The following is a 19,967-nucleotide window of genomic DNA, read 5'->3' as shown; positions in this document are numbered from 1 at the left end:
CCCCGGTAGCCATGGAGGAAAAGCTCAAGGCAGCAGCATGAACCTAAAGCGGTGTCCAAAATTTCTTGACCGGTTCAAGTTGGCCCCAAAAACAGTGGCCAAAGGGATATGCCCATTCGCGAGCAAGCTCGCTCCTACAGGCAGCCCAGTTCGTAGGGCGCATAACGCGCCAAATCGCGGTCAGAGTCCGCTCCTACGGTTCCAGGAAGCACGGACGTAGGAGGACTCCGTCCGCGATTGGACTCACCGGCCACGCCGGACGCCCCGGTACCTCAAACCGCCTTCGGCAAGGGCGCGAACAGCGCGTCGATATCGGCATCATCCAACTGCCAATCCGTTCCGGCGCCTTCGAGGATGCCGGCGGCCAGCGCGGCTTTTTCCCGTTGCAGCAGCTGGATCTTCTCTTCCACCGTGCCGCGGGCGATCAGTTTGTAGACGAACACCGGCTTGTCCTGGCCGATGCGGTAGGCGCGGTCGCTGGCCTGGTTCTCGGCGGCCGGGTTCCACCAGGGGTCGTAGTGGATCACCGTGTCCGCCGCGGTCAGGTTCAGGCCCACGCCGCCGGCTTTCAGGCTGATCAGGAACAGCGGCACGCGGCCCTGCTGGAAGTCCTCCACCGGCTGGCGGCGGTCGCGGCTGTCGCCGGTCAGCAGGGCGTAGTCGATGCCGCGCTGCTGCAGGGCCTCGCCGACCAGCGCGAGCATCGAGGTGAACTGCGAGAACAGCAGCACGCGGCGGCCTTCGGCGAGCAGTTCCTCGAGCATGTCCAGCAGGTATTCCAGCTTGCCCGAGGTCACCGCCTTGGCGCGGCCGGTGGCCGGCGGGGCGTCCTTCTGCACCAGGCGGATGTCGCAGCACACCTGGCGCAGCTTGAGCAGCGCCTCGAGGATGATGATGCGGCTGCGCGCCAGGCCGCGACGGGCGATCTCGTCGCGGACCTTGCGGTCCAGGGCCAGGCGCACCGTCTCGTAGAGGTCGCGCTGGGCCTCGCTGAGTTCGATGTGCTGGATGAATTCGCTCTTGGGCGGCAGCTCCGAGGCCACCTGTTCCTTGGTGCGGCGCAGCAGGAAGGGGCGGATGCGCGCCGCCAGGTGGGCCAGGCGCGCCTGGTCGCCGTGGCGCTCGATGGGCGTGCGGTAGTGCTGGGTGAACTGCTTGGCGTCGCCCAGCCAGCCGGGCAGCAGGAAGTGGAACAGCGACCAGAGCTCGCCCAGGTGGTTCTCCAGCGGCGTGCCGGTCAGGCACAGGCGGTGCCGCGCGTTCAGCTGGCGCGCGGCCTGGGCCGCCTTGGTGCCGGCGTTCTTGATGTTCTGCGCCTCGTCGAGGATCAGCAGGTGGTAGGCGTGCTTGCCGAGCTTCTCCGCGTCGCGAGGGAGCAGGGCGTAGGTGGTGAGGATGAGGTCGTGTTCCTCGATCTTCGCGAAGTCGCGGCGCCGGCCGGCGCCGTGCAGGGCCAGCACGCGCAGGTCGGGGGTGAAGCGCTCGGCCTCGTCCAGCCAGTTGGGGATCAGGCTGGTGGGCATCACCACCAGGGCCGGCGCGGTGAGTCGCCCGGCCTGTTTTTCCAGCAGCACGTGGGCCAGGGATTGCAGCGTCTTGCCCAGGCCCATGTCGTCGGCGAGGATGCCGCTGGCGCCCACCGCGCGCAGCGTCTGCATCCAGCTCAGGCCCTCGTGCTGGTAGGCCCGCAGCTCGGCGCGCAGGCCCGTGGGCAGCGGCGCCGGCTGGGCGCGGTAGTCGCGCAGGCGCAGGGCGATCTCGCGCAGCTCGTCGCCGCCCTGCCAGCGCAGCGGCAGCTCTTCCAGCTCGGAGAGCCGCGCGGCGTCCGGCGCGCCCATGCGCAGGCGGCGCACCGGCGCCTGGTCGCCCAGGTAGAACTCGGACAGGGTGCCCAGCAGCGGCTTCAGCTTGCCGAACGGCAGGGCCACCCGCAGCGGCCGCTCCGAGGCGGTCTGCCAGCTGTGCACCGGGTTGCGCCCGGCGTCCAGGCGCAGCACCAGTTGCTCGTCGTCGGCGTGGCGGGCCAGGGAGACCGGGTCGAGCAGCGCCGGCATGCGCCGGATCAGCTCGATCAGCGCCGGCAGCAGGCTGATGCGCCGGCCGTCGACCTCGATGCCCAGCTCCAGGTCGAACCACTGGCGGTCGTCGGTCTCCTCGATCTCGGCGTACCAGTTCTCGATGGGCGTCAGGTCGAAGACGAACTCCGGGCGCACGTCCACGTCCCAGCCGCGCTCGCGCAGCTGCGGCAGGCCCTCGCGCATGAACTGCTGCCAGGTGGCGTCGTCGGGCAGCTCGAACATCTCCCCGGCGCTTTCCTCCAGGGCGTCGCTGCGCCGCATCGCCGGCTTGAAGCCGAACTGGCGCAACTGCTGGCGCAACTGCTGCTCGCACTCGGGCTGGCGGCTGAGGCGGACGATGCGGTCGTCGCGGAACACCCGCAGCTCGCTGCCGGTGCGCGGGTTGATCGGCCCCGAGACGGGCATGCCGGCATACAGGAAGGCCAGCGCGGCGCGGTGCCGGGCGATGTTCTGCATGCGCCCGCTGCGCAGGTCGAAGCCGCTGTGCACGTGGCTGCCCAGGGTCAGGCGCGGGCGCGGCGCCAGGTCGTCGGGCGCCGCCGGCGGCTCGGCGGGTGGGGTCATCGGAGGTTCCTTCCGGCAAGCCCGGGGAAGTACACAAACGCCCGATGATACCGCTATTTCCCGAGGTGCGCTGCCACCGGCGGCTCAGCGGGCGAAGCGCCGTGCCCCCGCCACGCAGGCCACCACCACCAGGGTCGAGGCGGCCATCAGCGGGCTGACCTGCTCGTGCAGCAGCAGGCCGGCCAGGGCCAGGCCGAAGAAGGGCTGCAGCAGCTGCAGCTGGCCGACCGCGGCGATGCCGCCGCGGGCCAGGCCGTGGTACCAGAAGAAGAAACCGATGAGCATGCTGAACAGCGACACGTAGGCCAGGCTCAGCCAGGCCGGCAGGCTGGCCGCGGCGAGGTCGGCCGGCCAGGTCCAGAGGGTCAGCGGCAGCATCAGCGGCAACGACAGCACCAGCACCCAGCAGATCACCTGCCAACTGCCCAGGTGCCGCGACAGCCGCGCGCCCTCGGCGTAGCCCAGGCCGCAGGCGAGGATGGCCGCGAGCATCAGCAGGTCGCCCGGCAGGCTGCCGGCGCCACCCTGGCTCAGGGCGTAGCCGGCCACCACCGCGCTGCCGGCCAGCGAGAACGCCCAGAACGCCGGGCGCGGCCGCTCGCCGGCGCGCAGCACGGCGAAGGTGGCGGTGGCCAGCGGCAGCAGGCCGACGAAGACGATGGCGTGGGCCGAGCTGACGTGGCGCAGGGCCAGGGCGGTGAGCAGCGGGAAGCCGACCACCACGCCCAGGGCCACCACCAGCAGCGCCGGGATGTCCTGGCGTGCCGGCCGGCGCTGGCGCAGCACGAACAGGATGGCCGCGGCGAGCAGCCCGGCGATGCTGGCCCGGGCCAGGGTCAGGAAGGTCGGCTCGAAGCTGCCCACCGCCACCCGCGTGGCCGGCAGCGAGCCGCTGAAGATGAGCACGCCGAGGAAACCGCTGAACCAACCGCCGAGAGATGCATTCATCGAGCATTCGCCAATCGAGAGGGGATGGGGCGATGGTGGCGCGGGGGAGGGCGGGCGGCCAGTGACAGATCAGTACAATTCGAACAAACTGTCCTGGATTTTTATCGGTACAGTCGAGGTGGCCATGGCCGTGACGCGGGTGGACGGGGTGATGCGCCAGGTACGCGAGCGCCTGGCGGCGCGCAGCCTGGTGCCGGGCGAGCGGCTGCCGTCGATCCGCGCCCTGGCGCAGAGCCTGGAGGTGTCCAAGAGCACCGTGGTGGAGGCCTACGAGCGCCTCGCCGCCGAGGGCCTGATCGCCGCCCGGCGCGGTTCCGGCTTCTATGTCTGTGGCCGGCTGCCGCTGCTGTCGCTGGCCGAGATCGGCCCGGCGCTGGACCGCAGCATCGACCCGCTGTGGATCTCCCGGCAGTCGCTGGAGGCCGCCGAGGATGCGCTCAAGCCCGGCTGTGGCTGGCTGCCGCCGTCCTGGCTGCCGGAGGACGAGCTGCGCCGCGCCCTGCGCCAGCTGGCCCGCGAGCCGCAGTCGAGCCTGCTGGAGTACGGCCGCCCCTACGGCCATGCCGGCCTGCGCGAGCAGCTGGCGCGGCGCCTGGGCGACTATGGCCTGCAGGTCGGCGCGCAGCAGATAGTGCTCACCGACGGGGGTACCCACGCCATCGACCTGGTCTGCCGCTTCCTGCTGGAGCCCGGCGACGAGGTGCTGGTGGACGACCCCGGTTACTTCAACTTCCAGGCCCTGCTGCGCGCCCACCGCGCGGTGGCCATCGGCGTGCCCTACACACCGCATGGTCCGGACATCGAGGCCCTCGGCGCAATCCTGCAGCGCCACCGGCCGCGCCTGTACATCACCAACTCGGCCTTCCACAACCCCACCGGCGCGCAGCTCTCGCCGCTGGTGGCGCACCGCCTGCTGAAGCTGGCCGAGGCCCATGACCTGCTGATAGTCGAGGACGACATCTTCGCCGACTTCGAGCACGAGCAGGCGCCGCGGCTGTCCGCCTTCGATGGCCTGCAGCGGGTGATCCAGGTCGGCAGCTTCTCCAAGACGCTGTCCGCCTCGGTGCGCTGCGGCTACATCGCGGCGCGCCCGCAGTGGTGCGAGCAACTGGTGGACCTGAAGCTGGCCACCTCTTTCGGCAACAGCCCGTTCAACGCCGAGCTGCTCCACGAACTGCTGCGCAAGGGCGGCTACCGTCGGCACATGGAAAACCTGCGCGCGCGCCTGGCCGAGGCCATGGGCGACACCCTGGCGCGCCTGCGCGGCCTGGGCCTGCAGCCCTGGCTGGAGCCGCGCGGCGGGGTGTTCGTCTGGGCGCGGCTGCCGGCCGGGCTGGATGCCGCGGCGGTGTCCCGCGCGGCGCTGGAGCAGGGCATGGTGCTGGCGCCGGGCAACGTCTTCAGCCTGGGCCAGAACGCGCCGGACTTCCTGCGCTTCAACGTCGCCCAGTGCCAGTCTCCGCGGGTCTTCCAACTGCTCGAACGGGCCATGGAACAGGCCCGGCGGGGGCGCTGAAAAATAGTTTCATTTTCTTCTGCAGGTTTTCCACGGTCGTTCGGCCTCTGTGCAATCCCGCCTGTGCGAACGAGGAAATCCACAGCATGTCCCGCTTCCCCAACACGTCGCCGCGCCCGCTGCTGCGCGCCCTGCGCATCGCCACCCTGGGCCTGGTCGCCAGCCTGCCGCTGGTTGTCGCCGTACCCGCCCTGGCCGCCCCGGCCGCGGTGCACTTCAAGGTGCCGGCCGGCAGCCTGGAAGATGCGCTCAATGCATATGCGCGCCAGGCCGGCGTGCTGCTGACCTTCGACCCGGCGCTGACCCGCGGCCTGCGCAGCCAGGGCCTGGAAGGCGACTACCCGGTGGACGCCGGCTTCGTCGTGCTGCTCTCGGGCAGCGGCCTGGCCGCCGAATCCAGCGCCGACGGCAGCTACCGCCTGCAGCGCAGCGCCACCGAGGGCGCCCTGGAAATGAAGGCGCAGACCATCACCGCCCGGGCCGAGGAAGACCCCAGGGGCCCGGTGCATGGCTACGTGGCCAGGCGCAGCGTCACCGCGACCAAGACCGACACGCCGATCCACGAGACCCCGCAGTCCATCTCGGTGGTCACCCGCGAGCGCATGGAAGCCCAGGGTGTGCAGTCGGTGAACGAGGCGCTGCGCTATACCCCCGGCGTGTCCTCCTACGGCTCCAACAACCGCTCGGACTGGTACACGGTGATCCGCGGCTTCTCGCCGACCACCTACCAGGACGGCCTGCAACTGCCCACCACCATCAACCTGGCCAGCTGGATGGTCGACCCCTACATGCTGGAGCGCGTGGAAGTGCTGCGCGGCCCGGCCGGCGTGCTCTACGGCCAGGGCGACCCGGGCGGGGTGATCAACCAGGTGTCCAAGCGCCCGAGCACCGTGGCCCAGCACGAGGTCCAGGTGCAGTACGGCAGCGATGCGCGCAAGCAGCTGGGCCTCGACAGCACCGGCCCGCTGGACGACGCCGGGGTGTGGAGCTACCGCGTGGTCATGGTCGGCCATGACGGCGACATCCGCGACACCCCCTGGGAAGACCGCCGCGTGGCCCTGGCGCCATCGCTGAGCTGGCAGCCCGACGAGGACACCCGCCTGACCCTGCTGGCCAGCTACCTGAAGGACGACAGCAACGCCCAGGACAACTTCCTGCCGGCCTCGGGCACGCTGAACCACAGTGCCTACGGCAAGATCCACCGCAGCTATTTCACCGGCGACGAGCACTTCTCCAAATACGAGAAGGAGCAGTACAGCCTGGGCTACGAGTTCGAGAAACGCCTGAACGACGTCTGGCAGGTGCGCCAGAACCTGCGCTACGCCCACCTCGACCTCAACGACAACATGGTCTACGGCGTCGGCACCATGGCCTACTGGGGCATGGGCGACGACCGCACCCTGCTGCGCTACGCCGGCATCGAGAACCCCGAGTACAGCCGCTGGACCCTGGACAACCAGGCCCAGGCCGACTTCGCCACCGGCTGGCTGCGCCACACCCTGCTGCTGGGCCTGGACTGGCAGCGCCAGCACACCAAGGACCCACAGGCCTACGTGCTGACCACCCCGCTGGACCTCTACGGCGGCCCGTCCTACGGCCCGGTGGACGCCTCGGCCTTCACCGCCGACGACTGGACCTACAGCGACCAGACCTCGCGCCAGACCGGCGTCTACCTGCAGGACCAGCTGCACTTCGACGAACACTGGGTGCTGTCCCTGGGCGGCCGCTACGACTGGGCCAGCGCCAGCACCGACAGCTGGAGCACCGCCTCCAGCAGCCACACCAGCCAGAAGGACGAGGCCTTCAGCGGCCGCGTCGGCCTGGTCTACCTGGCGGACAACGGCCTGGCGCCGTACTTCAGCTACAGCGAGGGCTTCACCCCCAATGCCGGCACCGACTACGCCGGCAAGCCCTTCGACCCGACCCGCGCCAAGCAGTACGAGGTGGGCGTGAAGTTCCAGCCCAAGGGCTCGGACAGCAGCGTGACCGCGGCGGTGTTCGAGATCACCCAGCGCGACGTGCTGACCCCGGACACCGACCCCACCCACGTCAACAGCTACGTGCAGACCGGCGAAGTGCGCTCGCGCGGCCTGGAGCTGGAGGCGGTGGGCGCGCTGAGCCGCGAGCTGAACCTGATCGCCACCTACACCTACCAGGACGTGAAGAACACCAAGGCCAACGACGAAAGCGACGGCAAGACGCCGATCAGCATCCCCACGCCGCGCAACATCGCCTCGCTGTGGGCCGACTACACCCTGCATGACGGGCTACTCAAGGGCCTGGGCTTCGGCGCCGGGGTGCGCTACAACGGCCGCAGCCCGGGCGCCCCGGACAACTCGCTGAACGTGCCCAGCTACACCCTGCTGGACGCCGCCGTGCACTACGACACCGGCCCCTGGCGCTTCGCCGTCAACGCCACCAACCTGACCGACCGCGAGTACATCGCCGGCTGCTACGACGCCACTCGCTGCATCTACGGCAACGGCCGCAACGTGCTGGGCAGCGCTACCTACCGCTGGTGATCGGTGCGCGTCTGGGGCCAAGGCCAAGCGGCGGATAACGCCTGTGGCGTTATGCGCCCTACGTCGGGCGTTCCCGTGACGTAGGGCGTATAACCGTTCGCGGTTATACGCCGTTTCACCTTGGCCACAGGCCACGCCAAGGTCGAACCCGGAGCGCGCCCGTGGCCAAGGTCGAACCCGGAGCCGCCTTGGGCCAAGGCCAAACGGCGGATAACGCGGAGCGTTATTCGCCCTACGCCAGGCCTACCCGTTTCACGGCCTGGAATACCTGATGGTGCGTATGGCGCACACAGTTATTCACATCTGTTCTTGCGTATCTCTTTCAAATGCGAACGCATTTCATATAAATTTCCGCTTTTGCCTACCCCTGTTCGGGGTGAACTTCTGTCAGCAGGTGAGCACAGCCATGCACCCGTCCGGATTCCCGCCGTTCCAGCCCCAGGTGCGCCCATGAGCAGCAAGGGCCGCTTCGGCGCACAGCTCAGCGCACGCATCCTGGCAGCACTCTTCGGCGGCTACGCCCTGGCCTACACCAGCACCGCCTTCCTCAGCGTCTACCTGCCGCTGGCCCGCGCCGACCGCGTGGCCTTCGCCAGCCTGGGCTGCTTCATGGTCTGGGTGGTGGCCATCCTCTACGTGTTCGCCGCCCGCAGCACCTGGCGCGCCTGCCTGGCGCCGCTGGCGCTGAGCGCGCTGCTGGCGCTGGCGGCGTTCCTGCCCCACGATTTCGGGGTGCGCCCATGAGCCTACGCCAGTCGATGTCCGGGCTGCACACCTGGAGCGGCCTGCTGGTCAGCTGGCTGCTGTTCGTGGTGGTGTTCTCCGGCAGCCTGTCGTGCTTCGACGCGGAGCTGACGCGCTGGATGCTGCCGCAACTGCACGAGGCGCCACAGCCGGCGGTGGGGGTGGACCAGGTCCATGCCACCCTGGCCCAGCGGGCACCCAAGGCCCATGCCTACTGGATGCTGCCGCCGAGCGAGCGCGCGCCCTACTGGACCGCCGGCTGGGTGCCCAGCGACCTCGGCGAGTTCCAGTCCTTCCTGATCGACGCCCAGACCGGCGAGGAACTGCCGAAGACCGTCGGCGGGCGCTTCTTCTTCGATCTGCACTACGGCCTGCATGCCGGCACCCTGGGCATCTACATCGTCGGCGTGGCCGGGATGTTCATGCTGGTGGCGATGGTCAGCGGGGTGATCGTCCACCGGCGCATCTTCAAGGATTTCTTCACCCTGCGGCCGAAGGCGGCGCGCCAGCGCAGCTGGCTCGACGCGCACAACGTGCTGGGGGTGGTCGGCCTGCCGTTCCACGTGCTGCTGGCCTACACCGGGCTGGTGATCTTCATCACCCTGTACATGCAGGCCGGCATCAAGGTCGCCTACAAGGGCGATTTCGAGCGCTTCGAGCACGAGGTGCAGCACGCCTTCGACCGCGAGGAGCTGGGCCGCCCGGCCAAGCCGCCGAAGCCGATCTCGCGCATGGTCGAGCGCGCCCACGAGCTGTGGGGCGACGACAGCCGGTTGGGCTGGATCAACCTCGAGCACCCCAACGACGCCTCCTCCATGGTGCAGATCCGCAGGGCCGTGGACCGCGGCATGGTCAACGACCAGCGCACCGTCTCCTTCGATGCCGGCAGTGGCGCGCTGCTGCACGTGCAGCCGCCCTACGGCAACGGCTACAAGACCTATGCCTGGCTCACCGGGCTGCACATGGCGCAGTTCGGCGGCCCTCTGGTGCGCGTCCTCTACCTGCTGCTGGGCCTGGCCGGCTGCGGGATGATCTTCGGCGGCCTGCAGGTCTGGGTGGCCAAGCGCGAAGCCCGCGGCAGCGCCGGCCTGGGCTTGGTGCGCACGCTCAATGCCGCGGTCTGCGGCGGCCTGCCCCTGGCCAGCCTGGGCCTGCTGGCGGCCTCGCGCCTGCTGCCGGTGGAGCTGCTGCAGCGCCAACGCTGGGAAGCCGGCACCTTCGTGGTGGTCTGGCTGCTGGCGCTGCTGCACGCGGCGTGGCGCCAGGGCAGCGGCCGCACCGCCCGCGAGCAGGCGCTGGTCGCCGCCGTGCTGGCCCTCGGCCTGCCGCTGCTGGGGCTGTTCGGCCCCGAGCCGGGCCGCCTGACCAGCAGCCTGGCCCGCGGCGACTGGCTGCTCGCCGGCGTCGACCTGGCCCTGCTGCTCAGCGGCGCGCTGTGCGCCGCCCTGGCCTGGCGCCTGGGCCGCCCGCGGGCGCCCGAAACCAGGGCGCGCCGCCGTGAACGCGTGGAAGGGGAGTACGCCTGATGCTGCTGGTCTTCGGTCTCAACCTGCTGGCGATGACCGCCGCCTGCCTGGGGCTCGCCCGCCACCACCGCGAGCTGTTCGGCAGCGCGCCCAGCGAGGGCCGCGTGCGCCTGCTGCGCGGCGTGGCGCTGGTGGACGGCGGCCTGGCAGTGGCCTATTGCATCCACCTGCTGGGCATCGAGCTGGGGCTGGTCTACTGGGCCTGCCTGCTGATGCTCGCCACCGTCACCCTGGTGGCCCTGCTGGCCTGGCTGCCACGCCTGGCGCTGCCGGCGGCGGCGGGGGTGCCGCTGGTGGGTGGGGTGTTGGCGGTATTGGGGTGATTGCTGGGGATGCTCTTGTAGGAGCGAGCTTGCTCGCGAATGGAGTATTCCCGGTTGCTCTGGTGTTGGGGTTAAGAGCGCCCTCTCCCTAACCCTCTCCCTGAAGGGAGAGGGGACCGTTGGGCAGAAATGGATGTTCTGGAGTTAGCCGGCAGCATCGAAAGCTACCGGCTGAAACCTAGCCTTCTCTCGGCACGGACAGCCCCCTCTCCCTTCAGGGAGAGGGTTGGGGAGAGGGGACGGAGTTCATCCAAACACCAATGACGCCAGGATAAGCCCCCTTCGCGAGCAAGAACTAGGCGTCCCCCTCGCTCCTACGAAAAGCCCCTCGTTCAGCTACTGAACGCCACCCGATACTCCCCCGGTGTGGCCCCCAGCGCCGCGCGGAAGCGATTACCGAAGTGGCTGGCGCTGGAGAAGCCGCAGGCCAGGGCTACCTCGCTCAGCGCCAGGTTGCCCTGGCGCAGCAGCTCGCAGGCGCGGGCCAGGCGCTGGGCCAGCACGTACTGGTGCGGCGGCATGCCGAAGCTTTCGCGGAACATGCGTGCGAAGTGGTATTCCGAAAGGGCCGCCAGCGCCGCCAGCTCGCCCAGGCTGAGCGGCTCGGCCAGGTTCTGCTCGATGTATTCGCACAGCCGCCGGCGCAGGGCCGGGGCCAGGCCGCCCTTCAGGCGCAGGCCGTCGCGGCGGCCGACCTGGGTGAGCAGGGCGTGGTCGATGATGGCCTGGGCCAGGCTGCTGGTGTGCAGGCGCTCGCCCGGTTCCCGCCAGTCCAGGCGCACCAGCTGGCGGAAGCGCGCGGCCTGCTGCGGGTCGTCGAGGAAGGTGCTTTCGCGCAGCTGCAGCTCGCGCGGCTCGCGGTCGAACAACTGCACGCAGCCCAGGGCGAAGCGTTCCGGGCTGAAGTACAGGTGCGCCAGGCGGATGTCGCCGTTGACGATCCACGAGGCTTCCTCGCCGGCCGGCATGATGCACAGCTTGTCCGGCGCGCCCTTGGCGCCGGGGGCGCCGCGGCGGAAGGTGCCGGTGCCGCCGTCCAGGTAGCAGGACAGCGTGTGGTGGTCCGGCGAGACGTAGTCGCGGGCGTCGTGGCGGTTGCTCCACATGGCCGCGGACAGGCCGTCGCCCAGCTCGGCGCAACGCTCCAGGCGGGCGTTGGGCGAACTGTTCATGGACTGGAAGACCTGCAGCTGTTCGATGGCGGACATGGGGCGACTCCTCTAGGCCATCACTCTACCCGCGCCCGCGCGCGTTGCCAGCCCGGTTGTCGCAATAAGCGCAAGAATCTGCAAGCGGCGCCCCTGCCTGCGGGCGGAAACTGGCCTCCCATGACCGGAGGCCAGCCATGAACCTGTCGCTCTACCTGCTCACGGTGCTCATCTGGGGCACCACCTGGATCGCCATCAAGCTGCAGGTGGGGGCGGTGGCCATCCCGCTGTCCATCGCCTACCGCTTCGCCCTGGCGGCCCTGGTGCTGTTCGCCATCCTCCTGCTCAGCCGCCGCCTGCAACCGCTGGGCCGGCGCGGCCAGGCGCTGTGCCTGGCCCAGGGGGTGTGCCTGTTCTGCGTGAACTTCCTGTGCTTCTACACCGCCAGCCAGTGGATTCCCAGCGGGCTGATCGCCGTGGTGTTCTCCACCGCCACCCTGTGGAACGCGCTGAACGCGCGCCTCTTCTTCGGCCAGCGCATCGCCCCGAACGTCGCCGGCGGCGGCGCCCTGGGCCTGCTCGGCCTGGCCCTGCTGTTCTGGCCGGAGCTGACCGGCCACGCCGCCAGCCGCGAGACCTTCTACGGCCTGGGCCTGGCCCTGCTGGGCACGCTGTGCTTCTCCGCCGGCAACCTGCTGTCCAGCCTGCAGCAGAAAGCCGGGCTGCGCCCGCTGAGCACCAATGCCTGGGGCATGCTCTACGGCGCGCTGATCCTGCTGGCGATCTGCCTGGTGCAGGGCGTGCCCTTCACCTTCGATGGCAGCGCGCGCTACGTCGGTTCGCTGCTGTACCTGGCGATTCCCGGCTCGGTGATCGGCTTCACCGCCTACCTGACCCTGGTCGGGCGCATGGGGCCGGAGCGCGCGGCCTATTGCACCGTGCTGTTCCCGGTGGTGGCGCTGAACGTCTCGGCGTTCATGGAGGGCTACCAGTGGAGCGCGCCGGCCCTGGCCGGGCTGGCGCTGGTGATGGCCGGCAACGTGCTGGTGTTCCGCAAGCCGAAGCCGGAGCCGGCGACACGGTTGGCAAGGACGTAGGGCGTATAACGCTCTGCGTTATACGCCGCTTAGCCGTGGCATCAGACCGTGCCGTGGTATTGCCGAAATGGGCCCCAGCCAGCGCCAAGGTCAGCCACGAAGTTGCCGATGGAGTGGGGTGTATCGGCGTATGACCGCGAACGGTCATACGCCCTACGCTCGGATCAGCCCTTCCACACCTGCGGGTTGACCAGGTTCTTCGGCCGTTCGCCGCGCAGCGCCGCCTCGAAGTTGGCCAGGGCGCATTCGGCCATGGCGCGGCGCGTCTCGTGGGTGGCCGAGCCGATGTGCGGCAGGGTCACCGCGTTGGGCAGGGCGTACAGCGGCGATTCGGCCAGGGGTTCCTTCTCGTACACGTCCAGGCCGGCGGCGAGGATGCGTTTGTCCTGCAGCGCCTCCACCAGCGCCGCCTCGTCGACTACCTGGCCGCGGGCGATGTTGACCAGGATGGCGCTGGGCTTCATCAGCTCCAGCTCGCGCTTGCCGATCAGCTTGCGGGTGGCGTCGGACAGCGGCACCACCACGCAGACGAAGTCGGCCTCGCCGAGCAGTTCGTCGAAGCCGCAGAAGCGCGCGCCCAGTTGCTGCTCCAGCTCCGGCTTGCGGGTGTTGCCGTGGTAGAGGATGTCCATGTCGAAGCCGAAGCGGCCGCGGCGGGCGATGGCCGCGCCGATGCGGCCCAGGCCGAGGATGCCGAGCTTCTTGCCATGCACGTCGACGCCGAACTGCGCCGCGTCCACGGTGCGCTTCCAGTGGCCGGCCTTGGTCCAGGCGTCCAGCTCGGCGGTGCGCCGGGCGGTGGCCATGATCAGGGCGAAGCCGAGGTCGGCGGTGGTCTCGGTGAGCACGTCCGGGGTGTTGGTCAGGGCGATGCCACGCTGGTTCAGGTAGGCCAGGTCGTAGTTGTCGTAGCCCACCGAGACGCTGGAGATGACTTCCAGCTGCCCGGCCTGGGCCAACTGCTTCTCGCCCAGCGGGCGGCCGACGCCGATCATGCCGTGGGCCTGGGGCAGGGCGGCGGCGAGCTGGGCGTCGACGTCGCCCTGCTTGGGATCGAGCACGCTGACGTTGAATTGGCCGCGCAGGCGTTCGAGGTGCTCGGGCGCCAGGCGGCTGAAGACGAAGACGTTCTTTTTCATGTTCGGGAAGGCAACGACTGACAGACGGGAGCGCAACCCTAGCATCCCCGCCACCGCCCTTGGCAAGCCTGTCGGTTCTGCTTGCGGCGATGCGGTGCGGTTATCGCGCGGCCGAAACCACGCGGGGCCTCACGGCGCCAGGTGCGGGCGCGCCATGCCGGCCTCGTCGGCCTGCAGCACGCCGGGCAGGTTCTCGCGCAGGTAGCCGACCCAGGTCTTGATCTTGGCGTCCAGGTACTGGCGCGAGGGGTACAGGGCGTAGACGTTGAGCAGCTGCAGCTTGTGGTGCGGCAGCACGCGCACCAGCGAGCCGTCTTCCAGGCCCTCCAGCGCCGAATACACCGGCAGCGCGCCCACGCCCATGCCGCAGCGGATGGCCTCGGTCATGGCGTCGCCGACGTTGACCTGGAAGGTCGGCGGGCCGACGGTGATCATTTCCTGGCCGTTGGGGCCGTCGAACAGCCACTTGTCCAGGGCCAGCACCGGGCTGACCAGGCGCAGGCAGTCGTGGTTGACCAGGTCGCTGGGGGTGCGCGGCGCGCCGCGGGCCTCGATGTAGGAGGGCGAGGCGCAGAGGATGCTGTAGGTCTCGCCGATGCGCTGCGACACCAGGCCGGAGTCGGGCAGCTCGGTGGCCACTACTATGGCCACGTCGAAGCCTTCGTCGAGCAGGTCGGGCACGCGGTTGGCCATGGTCAGCTCGAAGCTGACCTCCGGGTGCTGCTGGCGGTAGCCGGCGATGGCGCGGATGACGTAGTGCTGGCCGATGCCGGTCATCGAGTGCACGCGCAGGCGCCCGGCGGGGCGGGCGTGGGCGTCGCCGGCCTCGGCTTCGGCCTCCTCGACGTAGGCGAGGATCTGCTCGCAGCGCAGCAGGTAGCGCTGGCCCGCCTCGGTCAGGGCGATGCGCCGGGTGGTGCGGTTGAGCAGGCGCGCGCGCAGGTGGGTTTCCAGGTTGGCCACGGCGCGCGAGACGTAGGCTGTGGTGGTGCCCAGCTGCTGGGCCGCGGCGGTGAAGCTGCCGGTCTCGGCCACGCAGACGAACGCGCGCATGGTTTGCAGAGTGTCCATTCGGAGCCCTCGGGAACGACAGGGTGACCTATTGTCACATGAGACATCCAGCCACATTATTTCATTATCGGTAATAAAGATTCACAAATTGGCCGTCTTATCCGTTTCGCCCCGTCTCCCTAGAATTTACTCGCCCGAATGGTTTCTTCGGCATCCTCTACGCTGAAACAGCAAGCCCACCCTCCAGGACCCTCAACCGTGTCGCGTCACCTCGTGAAAGGACTGGCGTTCGTCGGCTCCTTTGTCGTTTTCTCAACAATTGCCGGTTGCATCAGTACCCATGGCATCGCCCCGCAGGAACAGCGCCTGGGCAATGACCAGTTGGCCACCGATGCCGCCATCCAGTCCGCCAACCGCGATGCGAAGTGGCCGGCCGAGCAGTGGTGGCGCGCCTTCGGCGACCCGCAGTTGAACACCTGGGTGCAAACCGCCCTGGACAACAGCCCGAGCCTTTCCGAGGCCGAGGCGCGGGTGCGCATGGCGCTGTCCATGGCCGGGGTGGCCGAGTCCGCCGAGGCGCCGCAGGTCAACGGCGACGCCTCGCTGCTGCGCCACAGGTGGCCCACCGACTACTTCTACGGCCCGGGCGACCTGGCCGACACCACCAGCTGGAACAACAACGCCGCGCTGGGCTTCTCCTACAACCTCGACCTCTGGGGCCGCGAGCGCAGCAACACCGAGCGCTACATGAACGTGGCCTACATGACCGCCGCCGAGGCGCGCATGGCCCAGCTGGAGCTGGAAAACAACGTCGTCCGTGCCTACATCCAGATGTCGCTGCAGTACGCCGAGCTGGACATCGCCGAGGCCATGCTCGAGCAGCAGCAACAGATCCTCTCCCTGGCCCAGCGCCGCCTGGCCGGGGGCCTGGGCACCCAGTTCGAGGTCAGCGAGGCCGAGGTGCCGCTGCCGGAGACCAAGCGCAAGATCGACGCCATCGAGGAAGCCATCGCGCTGTCGCGCAACCAGATCGCTGCCCTGGCCGGCAAGGGCCCGGGCGCCGGTGCCGCGCTCAAGCGGCCGCAGCTGGCCCTGGCCAGGCAGCCGGGGCTGCCCAGCGCGCTGCCGCTGGAACTGGTCGGTCGCCGCCCGGACGTGGTCGCCATGCGCTGGAAGGTCGCAGCGCAAGCCAAGGGCGTGGACGTGGCCCGCGCCGAGTTCTATCCCAACGTCGACCTGATCGCCAGCCTGGGCTACAGCGCCGTCGGCGGCGGCATGCTGGAGTTCATCACCGCGCGCAAGTTCACCTACAGCGCGGGCCCGGCGATCTCCCTGCCGATCTTCGACGGTGGCCGCCGCCGCGCCCAGCTGGGCCAGGAGTCGGCCGGCTACGATGCCGCCGTGGCGCAGTACAACCAGACCCTGGTGCAGGCGCTCAAGGGCGTTTCCGACCAGCTGATCCGCACCCATTCGATGGAGAAGCAGCAGACCCTGGCCGAGCAGGCGGTGGCGTCCGCGCAGAAGACCTACGACATCGCCACCAAGGCCTACCGCGGCGGCCTGACCGACTACCTCAACGTGCTCAACGCCCAGACCCGCCTGTTCCAGCAGCAGCTGACGCTGCAGCAGGTGCAGGCCGCGCGCCTGGAGACCCACGCCGGCCTGGTGGTGGCCCTCGGCGGCGGCCTGATGGCGCCCAAGGACGCCCCGGGCGAGCGGCAGATGGTCCCCGAGAGCGTTTCCGTGAAACCCCTGGGCGAGCGCTGAGATGGCCAACAGCCAAGCCCTGCAGACCCGCTCGCCGCTGGAGGAGGTGCGCCGCGCCTTCTTCGAGTGGGCGCGCAGCGACGGCGTGACCTGGGTCTACGTCGCCAAGGTGCTGACCGCCGCCATGCTCACCCTGTGGCTGGCCATGCGCCTGGAGCTGCCGCAGCCGAGCACCGCGACCATCACCGTGTTCATCGTGATGCAGCCGCAGAGCGGCCAGGTGTTCGCCAAGAGCTTCTACCGCATCCTCGGCTCCCTCGTCGGGCTGACGGTGATGGTGGCGCTGATCGCCGTGTTCGCCCAGGAGCGGGTGCTGTTCCTGCTGGTGGTGGCGCTGTGGGTCGGCGCCTGCACCGCCGGCGCCGCGCGCTACCGCGACTTCCGTTCCTACGCCTGCGTGCTGGCCGGCTATACCGCGACCCTCATCGGCCTGCCGGCCACCCTGCACCCGGAAGCCGCCTTCATGTCGGCGGTGTGGCGGGTGCTGGAGATCAGCCTGGGCATCCTCTGCTCGACCGTGGTCAGCGCCGTGGTGCTGCCGCAGACCTCCGCCGCGGCCATGCGCAACGCCCTGTACCAGCGCTTCGGCGCCTTCGCCTGGTTCGTCCTCGACAACCTCGGCGGCGGCCAGCGCCAGCGCTTCGAGGCGGCCAACGTCAACTTCGTGTCCCAGGCCGTGGGCCTGGAGGCGCTGCGCAGCGCCACGCGCTTCGAGGACCCGCACATGCGCCTGCGCAGCGGCCGCCTGGCGCGCCTGAACAACGAGTTCATGGTCCTGACCACCCGCTACCACGCCCTGCACCAGTTGCTCGAACGCCTGCGCAGCCAGGGCGGCGAGCGCGTGCTGGAAGCCCTGGAGCCGTGCCTGGACGAGCTGCGCGAAGTGCTCGGGCCGTGGCAGGGCAAGCCGCTGCTGGACCGCGACGCCGCGGCCCTGGCCGAGCAGCTGGAGATGCGCCGCCAGCGCCTGATGCAGCGCATCCGCGAGGCCCGCGCCGGCGTGCGCGAGAAGGTCGAGGACGTGGGCGAGCGGCTGGACTTCAACACCGCCGCCGAGCTGCTCTACCGCCTGGTGGCCGACCTGCACAACTACGCCCTGACCCACGCCTCCCTGGCCGACCACCGCCACGAGCGGGAGAACTGGAAGTTCGGCTTCTCGCCCAAGGCCAACATGGTCGGCTCGCTGGTCGCCGGGGCGCGCACCACCATCATGATCCTGGTGTTCGGCCTGTTCTGGATCGAGACCGCCTGGCCCAGCGGCAGCACCTTCGTGCTCAACGCTGCGGCGGTGGCGGCGCTGGTCTCGGCCGTGCCGGACCCGGCCAGGCTGGCCATGCAGATGGCCGTGGGCACCTTCTTCGCGGCCATCTTCGGCTTCGCCGAGACCTTCTTCGTGTTCCCCCACCTGGACGGCTTCCCGCTGCTGTGCGCGGCCCTGGCCCCGGTGTTCGCCCTGGGCGCCTTCCTCTCGGTGAAGCCGGCCTACGGCGGCTACGGCCTGGGCCTGCTGGTGTTCTTCAGCTTCGGCGCCATCCCGGCCAACATGACCGTCTACGACGCCGGGCGCATGCTCAACGAGTACATCGCCCTGGTGCTGTCGCAGAGCTGCGCCGCGCTGATGGTGGCGGTGCTGCTGCCGCCCACCAGCGCCTGGCTGTGGCGGCGCCTGGAGAAGGACCTGCGCATGCGCGTGGTGCAGGCCATCAGCGGCAGGGGTGCGGGCCTGGAAGCCACCTTCGAGAGCGGCACCCGCGACCTGATGAACCAGGCCTATGGCGTCGCCGCCCGCCGCCCGGATGTGCAGCGCGGCCTGCTGCGCTGGATGTTCCTGGTGCTGGAGGTGGGCCATGCCGTCATCGAGCTGCGCAACGAGCAGGAGCGCCTGCCGGACGAGCCCTGCTACGCCGAGGCCATGCCCTGGCGCCAGGCCATCCGCAGCATGGGCCGGGCGCTGATCCGCCTGTTCATGCAGCCGGGCGAGGCCAACCGCGAGCGCGCCCTGGCCGCCGTGGAGCACGCCATACTCACCACCAAGGCCACCGAGGAGCCGTGCGCGCCGGACTTCGAGAGTTCGCCCCTGCGCCGGGTGGTCAGCTACCTGCACTTCATCCGCACCACGCTGCTCGACCCGCAGTCGCCGCTGCGTGATGCCAGCCAAGGAACCGCCAGCCATGCTGCTTGACGACCTGCCGCGGGAAATCGCCTTCCACGGCGTCTACATGCCGACCCTCACGGCGCTCTTCGTGATCGCGGCGGTGATCTGCTGGGGCCTCGACCGCATCTTCGCCTCCATCGGCCTGTACCGCTTCACCTGGCACCCGGCGCTGTTCCGCGTGTGCCTGTTCGCCTGCCTGTTCGGCGGCCTGTCCCTGACCGTCTACCGATAACGAGCCAGTACCCATGACCTTGAAATCCGTCTTCAGCCTGCTGGCGACCCTGATCATCCTGGTGGTCGCCGTGTTCATCGGCCGCACCCTCTGGGTGAACTACATGGACACCCCCTGGACCCGCGACGGCCGCGTGCGCGCCGACATCATCAACGTCGCCCCGGACGTGTCCGGGGTGGTGGTCGAGGTGCCGGTGCGCGACAACCAGCAGGTGAAGAAGGGCGACCTGCTGATGCAGATCGACCCCGACCACTACCGCATCGCCGTGAAGCAGGCCGAGGCCCAGGTCGCCTCGCGCCTGGCCACCCTGAAGATGCGCCAGCTCAACGCCAAGCGCCGCGCGGCCATGGACAACGAAGTGGTGTCCCGCGAGAGCCTGGACGACGCCAGCAACACCGCCGCCGCCGCCGAGGCCGACTACCAGCAGGCCCTGGCCGCGCTGGACGCCGCCAAGCTGAACCTGGAGCGCACCCAGGTGCGCGCCTCGGTGGACGGCTACGTGACCAACCTCAACGTGCACCGCGGCGACTACGCCCGCGCCGGCGAGGCGAAGATGGCGGTGGTCGACCAGAACTCCTACTGGGTCTACGGCTACTTCGAGGAAACCAAGCTGCCGCACATCGCCGTGGGCGACCCGGCCGAGCTGCAGCTGATGAGCGGCCAGCGCCTGAAGGGCCACGTGGAAAGCATCGCCCGCGCCATCTACGACCGCGACAACCCGGAAAGCCGCGAGCTGGTCGCCGACGTCAACCCGACCTTCAACTGGGTGCGCCTGGCCCAGCGCGTGCCGGTGCGCATCCACATCGACGAAGTGCCGGACGGCGTGCTGCTGGCGGCGGGCATCACCACCACGGTGATTGTCAACCCGGGCAGCCGGGACGCGGTGGACGAGCAGGGCGCGACGGTGCAGTGAGCGCAATGCGCGTTAGGTAAAAACGGGGGCTTCGGCCCCCGTTCGTTTTTCCCGGCGGAGGCCCTGTAGGAGCGGGCCCTGCCCGCTATTTCGCGCGCAGGGCGCGCTCCTACATGGAATGGCGTGGGTAGGGCAGCGTAGGAGCGAATCTCATCCGCGAACCGCGCCGGGACGTCCGGCTATCGCGGACAAGGTCCGCTCCTACGAGGGAGGAATACCGTGTTTCCCGGCAACCTGTAGGAGCGGGCCCTGCCCGCGAAATCGCGCGCAGGGCGCGCTCCTAC

The 19,967-nt window shown here is 69.6% G+C and carries 15 protein-coding genes; 10 read left to right on the top strand and 5 right to left on the bottom strand.

Going from position 1 to position 19,967, the window contains the following annotated elements:
• Nucleotides 1–272: 272 nt before the first annotated feature.
• On the bottom strand, nucleotides 273–2,300 hold the full coding sequence (locus VV867_RS29905; protein WP_109935814.1) for a DEAD/DEAH box helicase: 2,028 nt from the start codon (nucleotides 2,298–2,300) through the stop codon (nucleotides 273–275).
• A 426-nt stretch (nucleotides 2,301–2,726) separates the two neighbouring features.
• Nucleotides 2,727–3,590: a DMT family transporter gene (locus tag VV867_RS29900; protein WP_328568344.1), complete on the bottom strand. Its 864-nt coding sequence runs from the start codon at nucleotides 3,588–3,590 to the stop codon at nucleotides 2,727–2,729.
• A gap of 124 nt (nucleotides 3,591–3,714) precedes the next feature.
• On the opposite strand from VV867_RS29900, the gene VV867_RS29895 reads away from it, so the two are divergent.
• The 5 genes from VV867_RS29895 to VV867_RS29875 all read left to right on the top strand — a co-directional run bounded on the left by VV867_RS29895 (nucleotide 3,715) and on the right by VV867_RS29875 (nucleotide 10,221).
• Nucleotides 3,715–5,106, top strand: coding sequence for an aminotransferase-like domain-containing protein (locus VV867_RS29895; protein ID WP_328568343.1), 1,392 nt, complete (start codon nucleotides 3,715–3,717; stop codon nucleotides 5,104–5,106).
• 86 nt (nucleotides 5,107–5,192) lie between these two features.
• Nucleotides 5,193–7,628 carry a TonB-dependent siderophore receptor gene (locus tag VV867_RS29890; RefSeq protein ID WP_328568342.1) on the top strand — a complete coding sequence of 812 codons (2,436 nt, stop codon included), beginning with the start codon at nucleotides 5,193–5,195 and terminating at the stop codon, nucleotides 7,626–7,628.
• 450 nt (nucleotides 7,629–8,078) lie between these two features.
• Nucleotides 8,079–8,372, top strand: coding sequence for a DUF3649 domain-containing protein (locus VV867_RS29885; RefSeq protein ID WP_328568341.1), 294 nt, complete (start codon nucleotides 8,079–8,081; stop codon nucleotides 8,370–8,372).
• A complete protein-coding gene (locus VV867_RS29880; protein ID WP_328568340.1) occupies nucleotides 8,369–9,898 on the top strand; it encodes a PepSY-associated TM helix domain-containing protein in 1,530 nt (509 codons plus the stop codon). The genes VV867_RS29885 and VV867_RS29880 overlap by 4 nt, the downstream gene beginning before the upstream one ends.
• A complete protein-coding gene (locus VV867_RS29875; RefSeq protein WP_328568339.1) occupies nucleotides 9,898–10,221 on the top strand; it encodes a DUF3325 domain-containing protein in 324 nt (107 codons plus the stop codon). The genes VV867_RS29880 and VV867_RS29875 overlap by 1 nt, the downstream gene beginning before the upstream one ends.
• Before the next feature lie 332 nt (nucleotides 10,222–10,553).
• Here VV867_RS29875 and VV867_RS29870 read toward each other — a convergent pair whose 3' ends face one another.
• Nucleotides 10,554–11,429 carry an AraC family transcriptional regulator gene (locus VV867_RS29870; protein WP_328568338.1) on the bottom strand — a complete coding sequence of 292 codons (876 nt, stop codon included), beginning with the start codon at nucleotides 11,427–11,429 and terminating at the stop codon, nucleotides 10,554–10,556.
• 137 nt (nucleotides 11,430–11,566) lie between these two features.
• On the opposite strand from VV867_RS29870, the gene VV867_RS29865 reads away from it, so the two are divergent.
• Nucleotides 11,567–12,466 (top strand): DMT family transporter, encoded by a 900-nt coding sequence (locus VV867_RS29865; protein ID WP_109933576.1) that lies wholly within the window; start codon nucleotides 11,567–11,569, stop codon nucleotides 12,464–12,466.
• Between the two features lie 164 nt (nucleotides 12,467–12,630).
• Here VV867_RS29865 and VV867_RS29860 read toward each other — a convergent pair whose 3' ends face one another.
• Both VV867_RS29860 and VV867_RS29855 read right to left on the bottom strand, forming a co-directional pair.
• Nucleotides 12,631–13,605, bottom strand: a complete 975-nt coding sequence (locus tag VV867_RS29860; protein WP_109933575.1) for a 2-hydroxyacid dehydrogenase — start codon at nucleotides 13,603–13,605, stop codon at nucleotides 12,631–12,633.
• A gap of 129 nt (nucleotides 13,606–13,734) precedes the next feature.
• Nucleotides 13,735–14,676: a LysR family transcriptional regulator gene (locus VV867_RS29855; protein ID WP_109933574.1), complete on the bottom strand. Its 942-nt coding sequence runs from the start codon at nucleotides 14,674–14,676 to the stop codon at nucleotides 13,735–13,737.
• Between the two features lie 198 nt (nucleotides 14,677–14,874).
• On the opposite strand from VV867_RS29855, the gene VV867_RS29850 reads away from it, so the two are divergent.
• The 4 genes from VV867_RS29850 to VV867_RS29835 are packed head-to-tail and all read left to right on the top strand — an operon-like array spanning nucleotide 14,875 to nucleotide 19,683.
• Complete coding sequence (locus VV867_RS29850; protein ID WP_109933573.1) at nucleotides 14,875–16,383, top strand: efflux transporter outer membrane subunit; 1,509 nt, start codon at nucleotides 14,875–14,877, stop codon at nucleotides 16,381–16,383.
• 1 nt (nucleotide 16,384) lies between these two features.
• The gene (locus tag VV867_RS29845; protein WP_328568337.1) at nucleotides 16,385–18,565 is read left to right on the top strand and encodes an FUSC family protein; all 2,181 of its coding nucleotides are present in this window, start codon (nucleotides 16,385–16,387) and stop codon (nucleotides 18,563–18,565) included.
• Nucleotides 18,566–18,569: 4 nt separating this feature from the next.
• On the top strand, nucleotides 18,570–18,770 hold the full coding sequence (locus VV867_RS29840) for a DUF1656 domain-containing protein (RefSeq protein ID WP_328568345.1): 201 nt from the start codon (nucleotides 18,570–18,572) through the stop codon (nucleotides 18,768–18,770).
• A gap of 13 nt (nucleotides 18,771–18,783) precedes the next feature.
• Nucleotides 18,784–19,683, top strand: a complete 900-nt coding sequence (locus VV867_RS29835) for an HlyD family secretion protein (RefSeq protein WP_328568336.1) — start codon at nucleotides 18,784–18,786, stop codon at nucleotides 19,681–19,683.
• Nucleotides 19,684–19,967: the final 284 nt, after the last annotated feature.

The organism is Pseudomonas sp. JH-2 (assembly GCF_036231725.1).
In the GTDB taxonomy this organism is placed as follows: Bacteria; Pseudomonadota; Gammaproteobacteria; order Pseudomonadales; family Pseudomonadaceae; genus Pseudomonas; species Pseudomonas delhiensis.
The sequence above is the reverse complement of the archived record's forward strand: the minus strand, read 5'-3'. Positions and strand labels throughout refer to the sequence as shown.

Excerpts from the sequence above, each read along its gene's own strand:
- VV867_RS29905 (WP_109935814.1), bottom strand. The coding sequence starts at position 2,300 with ATGTTCGAGCTGCCCGACGACGCCACCTGGCAGCAGTTCATGCGCGAG.
- VV867_RS29900 (WP_328568344.1), bottom strand. The coding sequence starts at position 3,590 with ATGAATGCATCTCTCGGCGGTTGGTTCAGCGGTTTCCTCGGCGTGCTC.
- VV867_RS29895 (WP_328568343.1), top strand. The coding sequence starts at position 3,715 with ATGGCCGTGACGCGGGTGGACGGGGTGATGCGCCAGGTACGCGAGCGC.
- VV867_RS29890 (WP_328568342.1), top strand. The coding sequence starts at position 5,193 with ATGTCCCGCTTCCCCAACACGTCGCCGCGCCCGCTGCTGCGCGCCCTG.
- VV867_RS29885 (WP_328568341.1), top strand. The coding sequence starts at position 8,079 with ATGAGCAGCAAGGGCCGCTTCGGCGCACAGCTCAGCGCACGCATCCTG.
- VV867_RS29880 (WP_328568340.1), top strand. The coding sequence starts at position 8,369 with ATGAGCCTACGCCAGTCGATGTCCGGGCTGCACACCTGGAGCGGCCTG.
- VV867_RS29875 (WP_328568339.1), top strand. The coding sequence starts at position 9,898 with ATGCTGCTGGTCTTCGGTCTCAACCTGCTGGCGATGACCGCCGCCTGC.
- VV867_RS29870 (WP_328568338.1), bottom strand. The coding sequence starts at position 11,429 with ATGTCCGCCATCGAACAGCTGCAGGTCTTCCAGTCCATGAACAGTTCG.
- VV867_RS29865 (WP_109933576.1), top strand. The coding sequence starts at position 11,567 with ATGAACCTGTCGCTCTACCTGCTCACGGTGCTCATCTGGGGCACCACC.
- VV867_RS29860 (WP_109933575.1), bottom strand. The coding sequence starts at position 13,605 with ATGAAAAAGAACGTCTTCGTCTTCAGCCGCCTGGCGCCCGAGCACCTC.
- VV867_RS29855 (WP_109933574.1), bottom strand. The coding sequence starts at position 14,676 with ATGGACACTCTGCAAACCATGCGCGCGTTCGTCTGCGTGGCCGAGACC.
- VV867_RS29845 (WP_328568337.1), top strand. The coding sequence starts at position 16,385 with ATGGCCAACAGCCAAGCCCTGCAGACCCGCTCGCCGCTGGAGGAGGTG.
- VV867_RS29835 (WP_328568336.1), top strand. The coding sequence starts at position 18,784 with ATGACCTTGAAATCCGTCTTCAGCCTGCTGGCGACCCTGATCATCCTG.